Here is a 15,341-nt window from a genome sequence, read left to right as displayed (position 1 = left end):
CCGTCACGGGGTCGGCGGACCGCTCAGCCCGGCAGCTCCGCCATCCGCACCGGCCGCCGCTCCCGCCGCGACACCTCGCACGCCTCCGCGATCCGCAGCGCCTGGAGCGCCTCGCGCCCGTCGCAGGGGTTGGACCGCTCGCCCCGGACCACCTCGACGAACGTGTTCAGCTCTGCCTCGTAGGCCGGCCCGAACCGTTCCAGGAACCCCGACCACGGCTTGGTCGCGGCCGGCGGCCCCGTCGGTTCGGTGGAGGCGATCGGTGTGCGGTCGTCCAGGCCGACGACGATCTGGTCCAGCTCCCCGGCCAGCTCCATCCGGACGTCGTAGCCCGCGCCGTTCAGCCGGGTCGCCGTCGCCGTGGCGAGGGTGCCGTCGTCGAGGGTGAGGACCGCCGCGGCCGTGTCGATGTCGCCCGCGTCACGGAACATCGCGGGACCGGCGTCGGAGCCGGCCGCGTACACGTCCACGACCTCCCGCCCGGTCACCCAGCGCAGGACGTCGAAGTCGTGGATCAGCGTGTCCCGGTACAGCCCGCCGGACAGCGGCAGCCACGCGGCCGGCGGCGGCGCCTGGTCCGAGGTCAGCGCCCGCACCGTGTGCAGCCGCCCGAGCCGCCCCGACCGCACCGCCTCCCGGGCGCCCGTGTACCCGGCGTCGAAGCGGCGCTGGAACCCCATCTGAAGAACGGTCCCGGCCGACTCGACCTCGCCGATCGCCTGGAGCGTGCCCGGCAGGTCGAGGGCGATCGGTTTCTCGCAGAACACCGGCAGCGCCGAGCGCGCCGCGCGGCCGATCAGTTCGGCGTGCGCAGAGGTGGCGGTGGTGATCACCACCGCGTCCACGCCCCATCTGAAGATCTCGTCCACCCCCGGCGCGGCCGTCTCCCCCAGCCGGTTCGCGAGCTCCTGGGCCCGCGCGCCGTCCGCGTCCGTGAGGATCAGAGAGCCGACATCGCGATGACGACTGAGCGTGTTCGCGTGAATGGTGCCGATCCGGCCCGTACCGATGACGCCGATGCGCATGTGAACAAAATGTGGCCGGAGACCCCACCCTGTCAATGCATATGTCCTGACAATCGAACTACACAACTTCCCGTCAACAGCGCGCGGAGCTACGCTCGGGCCCGTGCCGAAACCAGATGGGGACCCGACCGTGTCGCTCGAACTCAGTGTGGACCGGAGCAGCCCGGTGCCGTTGTACTTCCAGCTGTCCCAGCAGCTGGAGGCCGCGATCGAGCACGGAACGCTCACCCCCGGCAGCCTGCTGGGCAACGAGATCGAGCTCGCCGCGCGCCTCGGCCTGTCCCGGCCCACCGTCCGCCAGGCCATCCAGTCGCTCGTCGACAAGGGCCTGCTCGTACGCCGCCGCGGCGTCGGCACGCAGGTCGTGCACAGCCAGGTCAAGCGCCCACTCGAGCTCAGCAGCCTCTACGACGACCTGGAATCGGCAGGTCAGCGCCCCGCCACCAAGGTCATCGTCAACACCCTCGTCCCGGCCTCCGCCGAGGTCGCGGCCGCGCTCGGGGTGGCCGAGGACAGCGACGTGCACCGCATCGAGCGGCTGCGCCTCGCGCACGGCGAGCCGATGGCGTACCTCTGCAACTACCTGCCGACCGACCTCCTCGACCTGGAGACCGGTCAGCTGGAGGCCACCGGCCTGTACCGGATGATGCGCTCCGCCGGAATCACCCTGCACAGCGCCCGTCAGTCCATCGGCGCGCGCGGCGCCACCGCCGTCGAGGCCGAACGGCTCGCCGAGGAGGAGGGCGCCCCGCTGCTCACCATGCAGCGCGTCACCTTCGACGACACCGGCCGTGCGGTCGAGTTCGGCACCCACACCTACCGGCCCACCCGCTACTCCTTCGAGTTCCAACTGCTCGTGAGGCCCTGAAGGCGGCCCTGGAATCGGCTTGAGTGTCGCCGCATTGGTTCCAATGTCCGGACAATGCGACCGGCGCGCGGTGAGCCGCAATGCACCCGCACCCGGCAATGCACAGGAACCGCCCCTTTGCTCCCCCGCACAGCACCCTTACTCACGGTGAGGCACAATCGGGCCTGATGAGCACCTACGGCAATTTCACGGCCCCGATCGGCTCCCGGCGTGCCCCCGTCCTCCGCACGGTCGGGACCAGGGAACGCCGCTCACACCTGACCGCACCCCGCGTGCCGACGGTCGGGATCGACATCGGCGGCACCAAGGTGATGGCGGGTGTCGTCGACGCCGACGGCAACATCCTGGAGAAGCTCCGCGCGGAGACGCCGGACAAGTCCAAGAGTCCCAAGGTCGTCGAGGACACCATCTGCGAACTGGTCCTGGACCTGTCCGACCGCCACGACGTGCACGCCGTCGGCATCGGCGCGGCCGGCTGGGTCGACGCCGACCGCAACCGCATCCTGTTCGCCCCGCACCTGTCCTGGCGCAACGAGCCGCTGCGCGACCGCCTCGCGGGCAGGCTCGCCGTGCCCGTCCTGGTCGACAACGACGCCAACGCCGCCGCCTGGGCCGAGTGGCGCTTCGGCGCGGGCCGCGACGAGGACCACCTGGTCATGATCACGCTCGGCACCGGCATCGGCGGCGCGATCCTCGAGGACGGCCAGGTCAAGCGCGGGAAGTTCGGAGTCGCGGGCGAGTTCGGCCATATGCAGGTCGTGCCCGGCGGCCACCGCTGCCCGTGCGGCAACCGCGGCTGCTGGGAGCAGTACAGCTCCGGCAACGCGCTGGTCCGCGAGGCCAAGGAACTGGCCGCGGCCGACTCCCCGGTGGCCTACGGGATCATCGAGCACGTCAAGGGGCAGATCGGCGACATCACCGGCCCGATGATCACCGAGCTGGCCCGTGACGGCGACGCCATGTGCATCGAGCTGCTCCAGGACATCGGCCAGTGGCTCGGCGTCGGCATCGCCAACCTCGCGGCCGCCCTCGACCCGTCCTGCTTCGTGATCGGCGGCGGTGTCTCGGCCGCCGACGAGCTGCTGATCGGCCCCGCGCGGGACGCGTTCAAGCGCCAGCTCACCGGCCGCGGTTACCGCCCCGAGGCGCGCATCGTCCGCGCCCAGCTCGGCCCCGAGGCCGGCATGGTCGGCGCCGCCGACCTCGCCCGCCTGGTCGCCCGCCGCTTCCGGCGCGCCAACCGGCGTCGGGTCGAGCGCTACGAGCGCTACGCCAAGTACACGGAGTCCCGCCGTACGACCCAGGGGCAGGCGTGAACCCGTCCGTGACCCCTTCGGTGCCCCGCCAGGGCGACTCCCCGGAGGAACCGCGGCGGCCGGCCGAGGACCGCCGCCACCGCAACCGCCGCCGGGCGCTCACCCTGCTCATCATCGTGCTGCTCATCGGCGTCCCGGCCGGCTATCTGGTGATCTCCGCGAACCAGAGCCGCAACAGCGGCAAGGACAAGGAGGCGAAGTACTCGGCGACCGGCCTCACCGCCGGCTGGCCGTCCAAGGTCCAGCGCCGCCTCTACCAGGTGCCGATCCCGCACCCCGCGGACCGGATCGCGTACTACGAGACCAACAACTGGAAGACCAGCCGCCTCTACGTCCAGTTCCGCACCAGCAACGCGGGCCTCGACACCTTCCTCGCCGGCGTCGGCGTCAACCGCGACGACCTCAAGGGAGGCGAGATCACCATCGGCGCCCGCGACCAGAAGATCACCGGCTGGCGGTTCACCGGCCCCGGACCCTGGTCGGGCCTCGTCCACAAGCAGAAGAACCCGGCGCCCACCCAGGACATCGTGGTGAACACCGCGGACCCGGCCAACCCGATGGTGTACGTCGTCTCCCGCACCGTTCCGTAGGCCACCGGACGGCGCCCCCCGTCCCGTCCGTCGGCACGGCGGCCCGTCGCCGGAGCCGATTGTCAGACCCCGCCCGTAGAGTCGAAGACGTCTGATCCGACACGCGGGACGGGAGGTGGCAGGACGTATGAGTGACACGGTCGCGACGGCCGGGCGAGCGACGGACCCGGTCTCCGTGCGACTCGCCGCCGTCTTCCTGCCCGCACCCCTCCCGCGGCAGGGCCGGATGGCCTTCTGGGACCCCGAGGACGGGCCGCTGCCCGACGGACACACCGATCTCACCGTCGTACGACGGCACGGCGCCGGAGTGCGCCGCAGGACCGCCCCCGCGCTCGAACTGCCCCTGGCCGAGGCCCTGCCCCTCCTCGTGCGCGCCCGGCGCGACCCCGCCGCCCACCCCGCCACCGCCTGCTGGGGCGCGGCCGCCCTGCACGCACTGCGGCTCACCGCCCGCGGCCGGCTGCTGCCCGGCCTCACCGCCACCGGCCACGACGCCTGGCGGGCCGGCCCCCTGGACCCGGACGACATCGCGCATCTGCGCGCGATCGCCGCCGCCCTGCCCCACGAGGGCCACGCGGTCCCGCTGCCCGGCCCCGGCCCGCTCCGGCTGCCCGAACCGGAAGCGCTGATGCGTTCCTTCCTGGACGCCGTCGCCGACACCCTCCCGCGCACCCCGGCCGCGCCCCTCGCCTCCGGCCGGCCCTTCGCGGACCGCCGCCCGCAGCGTCTGCCCGGCGCGCAGGACTGGGCCGCCGAGGTCGCCGCCGGCATGGACGCGGGCGTGCGGATCTCGCTCCGCCTCGACCTGTCCGCGTACGACCTCTTCGACGAGGGCGGCCGGGCCCGCAGCGCCGGTGCCGCGATCGTCCAGGTGCACAGCCTCGCCGACCCCACCCTGGTGGCCGACGCGGCGGCCCTGTGGTCGGGTGAGGCGGACGCGGTGTTCGGCCCCCGCGCCCGCGTGGACGCCGCCCTCGCGGTGCGGCGCGCCGCCAGGGTCTGGGCGCCTCTGGACCGGCTCGCCGAGCAGGACGTGCCCGACGTACTGGCCCTGTCGGAGGAGGAGTTGGGCGACCTGCTCGGTGTCGCCGCCACCCGGCTCGCGGCGGCCGGGGTCGCCGTGCACTGGCCCCGTGACCTGGCCCAGGACCTGAGCGCGGCCGCGGTGGTGCGGTCCGCGCCGGGTTCGGCCACCGACGGCACCGGCTTCTTCGAGAGTGAGGAACTGCTCCAGTTCCGCTGGCAGTTGGCGCTCGGCGGCGACCCGCTCAGCGAGGCCGAGATGGACGCGCTCGCCGAGGCCCACCGGCCCGTGGTCCGGCTGCGCGACCAGTGGGTGCTGGTGGACCCGGCACTCGTCCGCAAGGCCCGCAAACGCGAACTGGGCCTGCTCGACCCGGTCGACGCGCTGTCCGTCGCACTCACCGGCAGCGCGGAGGTCGACGGCGAGGCGGTGGAAGCCGTACCGGTCGGCGCACTGGCCGTGCTGCGGGACCGGCTGACGGCCGGGGTGCGGCCCGCCGAGCCGCCGCCGGGTCTGCACGCCACCCTGCGCGACTACCAACTGCGGGGCCTGGCCTGGCTGGACCTCATGACCTCCCTCGGCCTCGGCGGCTGCCTCGCCGACGACATGGGCCTCGGCAAGACGATCACGGTGATCGCCCTGCACCTGAAGCGCGCCCGCCGCGAGCCGACCCTGGTGATCTGTCCGGCCTCGCTGCTCGGCAACTGGCAGCGGGAGATCACCCGGTTCGCGCCCGGCGTCCCCGTCCGCCGCTTCCACGGCCCCGACCGCAGCCTGGAGGACCTGGACGGCGGCTTCGTGCTCACGACGTACGGCACCATGCGGTCGACGGCACCGCGGCTGGCCGAGCAGCGCTGGGGCATGGTCGTCGCCGACGAGGCGCAGCACGTGAAGAACCCGTACTCGGCGACGGCGAAGGCGCTGCGCACCATCCCGACACCCGCACGCGTGGCGCTGTCCGGCACCCCGGTGGAGAACAACCTCTCCGAACTGTGGGCCCTGCTCGACTGGACGACCCCCGGACTGCTCGGCCCCCTGAAGTCCTTCCGCGCCCGCCACGCACGCGCCGTCGAGAACGGCGAGGACGAGGAGGCGGTGCGGCGGCTGGCACGGCTGGTCCGCCCCTTCCTGCTGCGCCGCAAGAAGTCCGACCCCGGCATCGTCCCCGAACTGCCGCCCAAGACGGAGACGGACCACCCGGTCCCGCTCACCCGCGAACAGGCCTCCCTCTACGAGGCGGTGGTCCGCGAGTCGCTGCTCGCCATCGAGACGGCGGAGGGCATCGCGCGCCGGGGTCTGGTGCTGAAGCTCCTGGGCGCGCTGAAGCAGATCTGCGACCACCCCGCGCTGTATCTGAAGGAGGAGGCCGGAGCCGCCGACCGGCTGGCCGTCCGCTCCGGCAAACTGGCCCTGCTGGACGAGCTGTTGGACACCCTGCTGGCCGAGGACGGCTCGGCACTCGTCTTCACGCAGTACGTTGGCATGGCCCGCCTCATCACCGCGCACCTGACGGACCGCGCGGTCCCGGTGGAGCTGCTGCACGGCGGCACACCGGTGCCGGAGCGCGAGCACATGGTGGACCGCTTCCAGAGCGGTGCGACGCCGGTCCTGGTCCTGTCGCTGAAGGCGGCGGGCACGGGCCTCAACCTCACCCGCGCGGGCCACGTCGTCCACTTCGACCGCTGGTGGAACCCGGCCGTCGAGGAGCAGGCCACCGACCGCGCCTACCGCATCGGTCAGACCCAGCCGGTCCAGGTCCACCGCCTCATCACCGAGGGCACCGTCGAGGACCGCATCGCCGAGATGCTGGAGGCGAAGCGGGCACTGGCCGACGCGATCCTCGGCTCCGGCGAGGCCGCCCTGACGGAACTGACCGACCGCGAACTGTCCGACCTGGTCTCCCTGCGGAGGACGTCATGACGGGCCGGCCTGCGGACGAGGTACGCCGGGCACTGCGGGAGGCGCGGGAACGCCGCGAGGCCGAGGGGACCGCGGAGGGCGGGACGGAGCCGAGGGAGCCTGCGGGCGACGGTTCGGTACCCGGGCCATCCGCCGTTTCCGCCGCAGCCGTGGGCGAAGAGTCTGCGGCGCGGCAGCCGGAGCCCGGTGAGGCCCGGCCGGGTGACGCGGCCCGTGCGGCGCTGCGACGCGCGGCCGCTGATCGGCGGGGCGCCGGAGCCGAGGGACCGGCGCAGGAGGCCAGGGCGGCTGAGGACGAGGCGGACACGCCTGCCGGGTCGGACGCGTCGGCGAGCGGGTCCGGTGCGGAGACCGCCCGGCTCGGTGACATGGCGGATCCCGCCCCGGGAGCGGTGAACGGGGGAGGGGTCCCGCAAGGGGGGCGCCCCGCGGACCGGGCGCGTGAGGCCTTGCGGGCCGCCCGTGCGGAGGAGCGGCGGCTGCGCACGGAGGTCACGGGCGGAGGCACCGATGGCGGGGCCCGGCCGCGCCGTACGACACCGCCCGCTCCCGTCGCCCGAGGCGGTGCGGCCGGCCGGACCGCCGCCGAACGGGCCCGTACCGTGCGGGAGTCGCTGGCCGACGCCTTCCGTATGCCCGATGACGAGGCGGACCAGGGGAGTCCGGCCGAGTGGGACCAGGACGCCGTTCCCGCCGACGCCTCGCAGGACACGGGCCCCGACCCGTACGGCGACAGCACCGGCCCCGCCCTCCTCCAAGCCCGCGCCGCGTTCGGCACCGCCCTCTCGGACCCGCCCCCGCCCGCCGCACCCCGCCACCCCCGCTCCATGGGCGCCCCCGGCCGGGACGGTGAACTGCGGCGTACCTTCCCGGCGTTCACGGCCCGCGCCTCCGGTGAGGACGGTGGATTCGCCGAGACCTGGTGGGGCAACGCGTGGGTGGACGCCCTGGAGAGAGGTGCGCTGGACGCCAAGCGGCTGGCGCGGGGGCGCGGTTACGCGGAGCAGGGGAACGTGGACGCCATCACCGTGACGCCGGGGCTCGTCCTCGCGTACGTGCAGGGCAGCCGTCCCCGGCCTTACCGGGTGCAGGTGCGGCTGCGGACGCTCGACGACGCCGACTGGGACCGGTTCCTGGACGCCGCCGCGGAGCGGACCGGGCACATCGCCGCCCTGCTCGACAAGGAGATGCCCCACGCCCTCGCCGAGGGCGGTGTCCGGTTGCTCCCCGGGCCCGGCGACCTCGAACCGCAGTGCAGCTGCCCCGATCGCGGCCACCCCTGCAAGCACGCCGCCGCCCTCTGCTACCAGACCGCCCGGCTGCTCGACGCCGATCCCTTCGTCCTGCTCCTGCTGCGCGGCCGCGGCGAGCGTGAACTGCTCGACGCGCTGTCCCGGCTGAGCGCCGCCCGCGCGGCCCGCGCCGCCCAGGACAAGGGCCCGGCACCCCTGCCCGGCGTACGCGCCACCGAAGCCCTCGCACCTCGCCGACTCCCGCCCCTGCCCGCCCCGCTGCCGGTGCCCCCGCACCCCGAGCAGCCCCCGGTCTACCCGGCGGCCCCGGGCGGCCCGGACCCCTTCGCGCTGGACCAGTTGGCGACCGACGCCGCCGGACGCGCCCACGCGCTGCTCGGCACCGGACGGGACCCGGTCGCCGAACTGACGCTGTGGCAGGACGCGGTACGGCTCGCCGCGGCCCGCCCCGGCTCCGGCCTCACCGCAGCCACCCGCTCGCTCTACGCCTCGCTCGCCGCCGCGGCCGGCCGCACCCCGGCCGATCTGGCGCGCGCGGTCGCCGCCTGGCGGCAGGGCGGGTTCGAGGGCCTCGCCGTCCTGGAGGAACCCTGGGACCCGCCGGCCGGCCGCTTCGACCGCGCCCGCCCGCTCCTGCTCGCCGCCGACCTCCCCGCCTTCCGCCCCTGGCGCAACCGCCTCACCCACCCCCGCGGCCATGTCCAACTCCGTCTGGGCCGCGACGGCCTGTGGTACGCCTACGAATCCGACCCCGGCGCCGACGACTGGTGGCCCCGCGGCACCCCCGACCTCGACCCGGTCGGCGCCCTGACCGGCCTGGGCGCCTCACCCGAGGGCTGACACGCTTCACACAACCACCACACACAGTTCGCACAGTGGCTGCGGGGAGTGGCGACTCACGGGCCACTAAAATGCCGCGATGTCGCTCTGCGACACAGCAACTGACCGAAAGCGAACGGGGGAAGCGGCATGGCTACGGGGGGATGGGGTCCCGGCACGGGACAGCCCGGCGGCAACGGACCGGGCGGACAGGGCTGGGGCCCGCCGCCCGGAGCGCCGGCCAACAACACCTACGTACCGCCGCAGAACCCCTACCCGCCGCAGAACCCGTACCCGCCTCAGAACCCGTATCCCTATGTGCCCCCGGCCCCCGTGCCCGGTCGCGCGCCGCGCCGCCGCAGCCGGCTGTGGTTCCTCTCCGCGCCCTACCTCGTCACCGCGATCCTCCGCTCCGCGCACCGCGTCGCGGTCCGCCTGTTCGTGCAGGAGGGCGACGGCCGGATCGAGGACCGCACCGTGGACCGCGTCCAGGTGACCCGCACGGTGCTCGGCGCTGTCGCCACGGTCGCCCTGTTCATGGCCTACGGCGCGGAGAAGGACGGCTGGGAGGACGCCGCGACCGGTGGCGTCGCCAACATGATCATCGCCCCGGTGCTGCTGATCGTCGGCGGCCCGCTGGTCATCCTCGCCTTCGTCTTCTACGCGCCCTCGCATCTGAGGCCCCATCTGCGCTCCAGGCTCCACGCCCCGTTGAAGGCGGTCGGCTGGTATCTGCTGACCGTGGGCGTCCTCGCGGGGACCCTCCTGGGAATCGGGCAGGCGTCCAAGAACGACCTGAGCGGGTGGCAGGGCTTCGTGGTGGGGCTCACGGGACTGGCCGTGCTGGCCTGGGGCATCCCCTTCTTCCTCCTGGCGTCGCTGTACTCCGCGCGCAGCGCGTTCAACACCGCCCACGTCCATCCGATGCTGCCGCCCGTGGTGACCGTGGCACTGGTGTGGGTGCTCGCCGTCTTCAACGCGATCGACAGCGGCATGCCCCAGGGGCCGCCGGCCGTGCAGTACTGCTCGCTGCTGGGCGGCCCGCTGTCGGTGACGGCCGTCTCGCTGTGGGAGATGCGAAGGATGCGGACCCGGTACGGGGTCACCGTCCGCGGCGCGGCCCCCGTCCCCGTCCTTCGGTGAAGGCCGTGTGAGCATTCGCCGGTGATGTCCGGGAGCCGGGTGTGAGGAGTGGGGGCCCTGGGGCCGGGGATCAAGGAACGGCGGTTAGCGTGGAGCGGTGAGTGAGACGCAGACCCCCGCCCTCCAGTACCGCCTCGACGGCCCGGACGACGCCCCGGTCCTCATCCTGGGCCCCTCGCTCGGCACCACGTGGCACATGTGGGACCGGCAGGTTCCCGAGCTGGCCAAGCAGTGGCGGATCTTCCGGTTCGACCTGCCGGGGCACGGTGGCGCCCCCGCCTACCCGGCGGGCTCGGTCGGCGACCTCACCGCCCGGCTGCTCGCCACCCTCGACCGACTCGGCATCCAGCGCTTCGGCTACGCGGGCTGCGCGCTCGGCGGCGCGGTCGGCCTGGAGCTGGCCCTGCGCCACCCGGAGCGGGTCGCCTCGCTCGCGCTGATCGCCGCCTCGCCGAGATTCGGCACGCCGGACGAGTTCCGGCAGCGCGGCGTGATCGTGCGGACGAACGGGCTCGACCCCATCGCCCGTACCTCCCCCGACCGCTGGTTCACCGGCGGGTTCGCCGCCGCGCAGCCCGCGATCACCGACTGGGCCGTGCAGATGGTCCGCACCACCGACCCGGGCTGCTACATCGCCGCCTGCGAGGCCCTGGCGGCCTTCGACATACGGGCCGACCTCGCCCACGTCGGCGTGCCCACCCTCGTCCTCGTCGGCTCCGACGACCAGGTCACCGGCCCGGCGGAGGCCCGTACGCTCGTCGCCGGCATCCCCGACGCACGGCTCGCCGTGGTGCCGGGCGCCTCCCACCTCGTACCGGTGGAGCAGCCCGCGGCCGTCACCGACCTCCTGGTCCGGCACTTCTCCACGGCCTGGCAGCCCGCCTACGACTCCGCCACCGGGCAGACGGCCATCCCGGCCGCCCCGGTCAAGCCGGTGCTGGCCGCCCCGCCGCAGGTCTCCCCGATCGCCGAGATCGCCCCCGCCGTACCGGCGCCCTTCATGGGCGGGGGACGGCCCGACCCGTACGACGCCGGGATCAAGGTGCGCCGCGAGGTGCTCGGCGACGCGCACGTCGACCGGGCGCTGGCGCAGGCCGACGAGTTCTCCGGCGACTTCCAGGAGTTCGTCACCCGATACGCCTGGGGCGAGATCTGGGACCGCCCCGGCCTCGACCGCCGCTCCCGCAGCTGTGTCACGCTCACCGCCCTCGTCGCGGGCGGCCACCTGGAGGAGCTCGGCTTCCACGTCCGGGCCGCCCTGCGCAACGGGCTCACCCCGGTCGAGATCAGGGAGGTGCTGCTGCAGGCGGCGGTCTACTGCGGGGTGCCGGCGGCCAACAGCGCGTTCAAGGTGGCCCAGCAGGTCATCCGGGAGGAGACGACTCCCGAGGAGTGAGTGCCGCAGCCGGGCAGCGGAACCACCAGGCTGAGTCGCCCCGGCGCCCCTTCCAGGAGGCAGGATGGTAGCCATGAAGCTCACGAAGATGTCGCACGCCTGTGTCCGCCTCGAGAAGGAGGGACGCACGCTCGTCCTCGACCCGGGCGGGTTCAGTGAGGCGGACGCCGCACTCGGCGCGGACGCGATCCTCGTCACGCACGAGCACCCCGACCACTTCGACGAGGAGCGGCTGCGCGCGGCCCTGGAGGCGAACCCGGCCGCCGAGATCTGGACCCTGAGGTCCGTCGCGGAGAAGATCTCCAGTGCCTTCCCGGGCCGGGTGCACACCGTCGGTCACGGCGACACCTTCACGGCGGCCGGCTTCGACGTCCAGGTCCACGGCGAACTTCACGCCGTCATCCACCCGGACATCCCGCGCATCACCAACGTCGGCTACCTCGTCGACGGCGGCCGCGTCTTCCACCCCGGCGACGCCCTGACCGTCCCCGGCCAGACCGTCGAGACGCTGATGCTCCCAGTCATGGCCCCGTGGAGCAAGATCTCCGAGGTGATCGACTACGTCCGCGAGGTCAAGCCGCAGCGGGCGTACGACATCCACGACGCCCTGCTCACCGACCTCGCCCGCCCCATCTACGACAACCAGATCGGTGCCCTCGGCGGCTCGGAGCATCTGCGGCTGGCGCCCGGGGAGAGCACGTCGCTGTGAGTGTCAGTGGCGCCCGGTAGGTTGTCAGGCATGCGCATCGCGACCTGGAACGTCAACTCGATCACCGCCCGCCTGCCGAGGCTTCTGGCCTGGCTGGAGAGCAGCGGCACGGACGTGCTCTGCCTCCAGGAGGCCAAGCTGGCCGAGGAGCAGTTCCCGTTCGACCAGCTGCGCGAGGCGGGCTACGAGGCGGCGGTCAACGCCACGGGCCGGTGGAACGGCGTGGCGGTGATCTCCCGCGTCGGCCTGGAGGACGTCGTCAAGGGCCTGCCCGGTGACCCCGGCTACGACGGCGCGCCCGAGCCCCGCGCCATCTCCGCGACCTGCGGCCCGGTCCGCGTCTGGTCGGTGTACGTGCCGAACGGCCGCGAGGTGGACCACCCGCACTACGCCTACAAGCTCCAGTGGTTCGAGGCCCTCAAGGCGGCCGTCGCGGGCGACGCGGCGGGCAGCCGCCCCTTCGCGGTCCTGGGCGACTACAACGTGGCGCCGACCGACGACGACGTCTACGACGTGGCCGCCTTCGAGGGCCTCACCCACGTCACCCCGGCCGAGCGCGCCGCCCTCGCCTCCCTGCGCGAGGCGGGCCTGTCCGACGTGGTCCCGCGCCCCCTCAAGTACGACCACCCCTTCACGTACTGGGACTACCGCCAGCTCGGCTTCCCCAAGAACCGCGGCATGCGCATCGACCTCGTCTACGGCAACGAGCCGTTCGCGAAGGCCGTCAGCGACGCCTACGTGGACCGCGAGGAGCGCAAGGGCAAGGGCGCCTCGGACCATGCGCCGGTGGTCGTGGATCTCGACGTCTAGTCACCGCAGCAGGGCGAGGTCCACGGACCCGGCGAGCGCCGCGAGACCCGTGTCTCCCGGGTGCAGATGGTCGCCGCTGTCGTACGCGGGCAGCATCCGTGCCGGGTGGTCCGGGTCGCGCACCACGCCGTCGAAGTCGAGGACGCCGTCGAACACACCGGCGTCCCGGATCCAGGCGTTCACCGCGACCCGCTCGCCGTCCACGGCGGCTGTGCAGCGGGCCTCGCCCTGGCAGGGCAGGATCGTCGCGGCCAGCATCCGCAGCCCGCGTGCCCGGCCCCGGTCGGCGATCTCCCGCAGGCCCGCGATCACCTCGTCCGCCGTGGCGCCCCACCGCAGGTCGTTGACGCCCTGGAAGACGACCGCCGTACGTACCGACGTCTGTGCGAGGACATCCCGGTCGAACCGGTGCAGGGCGCTCACCCCGCCGGTGTCCGTGGAGACCCCGTCACCGGGATAGCGGTCGGTGACCACACGGTTCGCGGAGATCCCCTGGTTGAGCACCCCGTAGTGCGGGACCACGTCCTGCGCCAGCAGTCGTGCGGCCAGCGCATCGGGCCAGCGCCGGTTGGCGTCGACCGTCGACTTGTCCCCGTCCGTGATCGAGTCCCCGAGCAGCACCACGGACCCCGGCCCGCCGCCCACGTCCACCCCGGTCAGCAGCGGCCAGCTCGTCAGGACGGTGGTGTACGCCGTCGCCGAGTCGTTGGCCGTGTGGTCACCCGACTCGCTGACGTACGACCGCTGCTGCGCGAGCCGGTGCACGGGCGCCGCCGTCACCGTTCCCGGCAGATGGAAGCTCACCAGCAGATTCGTGTCCGCGGGCACCTCGAAGTCGAGCGGATCGCTGAACACCTGCGCTCCCGCGGGCACCTCGGCGCCCACCGCTCCCCGGAAGGCGACCGGCACCGGCACGCCCCGCGCCGCCGCACCTGCCTCCTGGACCGCCACCGTCGCGCTCCCGATCCGCACGGGAGCCGCCGCGAAGGTGTTGTCGAACCGCAGCCGCACCCGCGGCCCGCCCACCGAGGAGTGCACCACCAGCCGCAGCGTCCGCTCGCTCCACGGCCCCACGGCCGGATACCCGGCGGTCGCGGCCGCCCAACTCCCGCTCCAGCCCGCGGTGGTGGCCCGCACCGACACCGCGAACACATGCAGGGCGGGCGAGTCGGGCAGCCGTACCGAGGCGACCCGGCGGCCGCGCGCGAGCGGGACCGTCACGACGTACAGCCGTGCCTTCTCGGCGAGTTGGCCGCCGGGCGTGTTCACGTGCGGCAGCGCGACCGCCTTCGTGGCGAGTGGGCCGGTGCGCCAGTCGGGGGCGGTGAGCCGGTAGGAGGAGCTGCCGCCGTTCGCGTACGACACCCGGCCCGTGCCCGTCACGTCGGCGCCGCCCGTGCCCGCCACCAGGAAGGCGAGCGCGTCGCCCCGGCCGCCGACGCGCACCGACTGCCCGGCGGCCCGGACGTTGTCCGGTGCGCCCGCCTCCCGGCGCGGCCAGGACAGCCGTGCTCCCTGCACGGTGGGCGTCCGGCCGGGTGTCCAGCCCGCCGCTGTGAGGTCCTGGGCCGACAGGGAGGCGCCGGACCCGTCGAAGTCCGCCGCGCCGGGCCGGGCGTCGTCGCTGACCGCCGTGTTGTCGAAGAGCCGCTCCAGCGGCAGCGGTTCAGCTCTCTCCGCTTGCCGCGGGGCACTCGCCCGCACCGGGCCGGCCGGCACCAGGACCGCGCCCAGGGCGAGGGCGAGCGCGGACATCCGTACACCTCGGCGCACCTGGTTCCCCCGTTCAGCACCGGTCAGGACGAGACGAAAGACGCTCCGTGAAGTTAAGGAGGCACCGGTGGCGCGTCAACGAGCCATGCGCGAACTCGGCGTGAAGTCGCCCCGAATCGACTGCCGGCGCGCGCCTGTGGTGCTCGGGCCTGTGCCAATGACACGCTGGGCGTATGAAGATCCCTTTTCTGGGCAACCGGCGCAAGGAACCCGAGGTGCACGACGCCGAGGGCATCGCCGAGCTCCTCTCCGAATGTGAGCTGCTGCGTCACCAGGCGTACCGCAGCGGTGTCCAACTCGACGACACCGTCGCCTCGTTGGAGGCGCTCGACCAGCTGGTGCCGCGGTGGCGGGACGACGCGGAGGTCCTGGAGTGGCTCGGCAACGACGCCGGGCTGTATCTCGGGACGGTGATCGTACGGACCGTGGAGGGGGCCCACTGGGGGATCCGCTCCGACGGCCAGCCGGTGATCCGGCTCGCCTCCGGCCGGGAGTTCGATGTCGTCGCCGACGGTCATGAGTGGGCGGCGAGCGGGGTGCCCGAACTCTCCCAGTTGTACGCCGAGGTGGCGGAGGCCTAGAGCAGACGTATAAGCACGGAGTAAATACGGCTAATGCCCGAAAAGTGCGTGTCGTGTATTAACTCCAGTCTTGTCTGGATAGTTTGCGGCAATCGCGACACAGCTGAGAGTGGG

General features: G+C 73.5%; 12 protein-coding genes. 10 read left to right on the top strand and 2 right to left on the bottom strand.

Going from position 1 to position 15,341, the window contains the following annotated elements; translation table 11 throughout:
* Positions 1-23 precede the first annotated feature (23 nt).
* On the bottom strand, positions 24-1,025 hold the full coding sequence (locus ACIOHP_RS27415; protein WP_361481856.1) for a Gfo/Idh/MocA family oxidoreductase: 1,002 nt from the start codon (positions 1,023-1,025) through the stop codon (positions 24-26).
* A 130-nt stretch (positions 1,026-1,155) separates the two neighbouring features.
* Between ACIOHP_RS27415 and ACIOHP_RS27410 the strand changes: the two genes are divergently transcribed.
* From ACIOHP_RS27410 to ACIOHP_RS27370, 9 genes are all read left to right on the top strand, one after another.
* Positions 1,156-1,893 carry a GntR family transcriptional regulator gene (locus ACIOHP_RS27410; RefSeq protein ID WP_361483278.1) on the top strand — a complete coding sequence of 246 codons (738 nt, stop codon included), beginning with the start codon at positions 1,156-1,158 and terminating at the stop codon, positions 1,891-1,893.
* Positions 1,894-2,060: 167 nt separating this feature from the next.
* Positions 2,061-3,209, top strand: a complete 1,149-nt coding sequence (locus tag ACIOHP_RS27405; RefSeq protein WP_361541382.1) for an ROK family glucokinase — start codon at positions 2,061-2,063, stop codon at positions 3,207-3,209.
* 8 nt (positions 3,210-3,217) lie between these two features.
* On the top strand, positions 3,218-3,799 hold the full coding sequence (locus ACIOHP_RS27400) for a sugar kinase (RefSeq protein WP_361541923.1): 582 nt from the start codon (positions 3,218-3,220) through the stop codon (positions 3,797-3,799).
* A gap of 127 nt (positions 3,800-3,926) precedes the next feature.
* Positions 3,927-6,743, top strand: coding sequence for an SNF2-related protein (locus ACIOHP_RS27395; protein WP_401891661.1), 2,817 nt, complete (start codon positions 3,927-3,929; stop codon positions 6,741-6,743).
* Entirely contained in the window at positions 6,740-8,836 is a 2,097-nt protein-coding gene (locus ACIOHP_RS27390) for an SWIM zinc finger family protein (RefSeq protein WP_401891659.1), read from the top strand. The genes ACIOHP_RS27395 and ACIOHP_RS27390 overlap by 4 nt, the downstream gene beginning before the upstream one ends.
* Positions 8,837-8,965: 129 nt before the next feature.
* On the top strand, positions 8,966-9,958 hold the full coding sequence (locus ACIOHP_RS27385; RefSeq protein ID WP_401891657.1) for a hypothetical protein: 993 nt from the start codon (positions 8,966-8,968) through the stop codon (positions 9,956-9,958).
* Between the two features lie 97 nt (positions 9,959-10,055).
* Positions 10,056-11,354, top strand: coding sequence for a 4-carboxymuconolactone decarboxylase (pcaC, locus tag ACIOHP_RS27380; protein WP_361541369.1), 1,299 nt, complete (start codon positions 10,056-10,058; stop codon positions 11,352-11,354).
* Positions 11,355-11,427: 73 nt separating this feature from the next.
* On the top strand, positions 11,428-12,063 hold the full coding sequence (locus tag ACIOHP_RS27375) for an MBL fold metallo-hydrolase (RefSeq protein ID WP_401891655.1): 636 nt from the start codon (positions 11,428-11,430) through the stop codon (positions 12,061-12,063).
* A 30-nt stretch (positions 12,064-12,093) separates the two neighbouring features.
* The gene (locus tag ACIOHP_RS27370; protein WP_361541363.1) at positions 12,094-12,873 is read left to right on the top strand and encodes an exodeoxyribonuclease III; all 780 of its coding nucleotides are present in this window, start codon (positions 12,094-12,096) and stop codon (positions 12,871-12,873) included.
* Here the strand turns inward: ACIOHP_RS27370 and ACIOHP_RS27365 are convergent, their stop codons facing one another.
* The gene (locus tag ACIOHP_RS27365; RefSeq protein WP_401891654.1) at positions 12,874-14,628 is read right to left on the bottom strand and encodes an SGNH/GDSL hydrolase family protein; all 1,755 of its coding nucleotides are present in this window, start codon (positions 14,626-14,628) and stop codon (positions 12,874-12,876) included. It lies immediately after the preceding gene.
* 191 nt (positions 14,629-14,819) lie between these two features.
* On the opposite strand from ACIOHP_RS27365, the gene ACIOHP_RS27360 reads away from it, so the two are divergent.
* Positions 14,820-15,227, top strand: coding sequence for a DUF6278 family protein (locus ACIOHP_RS27360; RefSeq protein WP_266886190.1), 408 nt, complete (start codon positions 14,820-14,822; stop codon positions 15,225-15,227).
* Positions 15,228-15,341: the final 114 nt, after the last annotated feature.

It is taken from the genome of Streptomyces sp. NPDC087859, assembly GCF_044742595.1.
GTDB classification, from domain to species: domain Bacteria; phylum Actinomycetota; class Actinomycetes; order Streptomycetales; family Streptomycetaceae; genus Streptomyces; species Streptomyces canus_F.
This window is presented reverse-complemented; position numbering and strand designations above follow the sequence as displayed.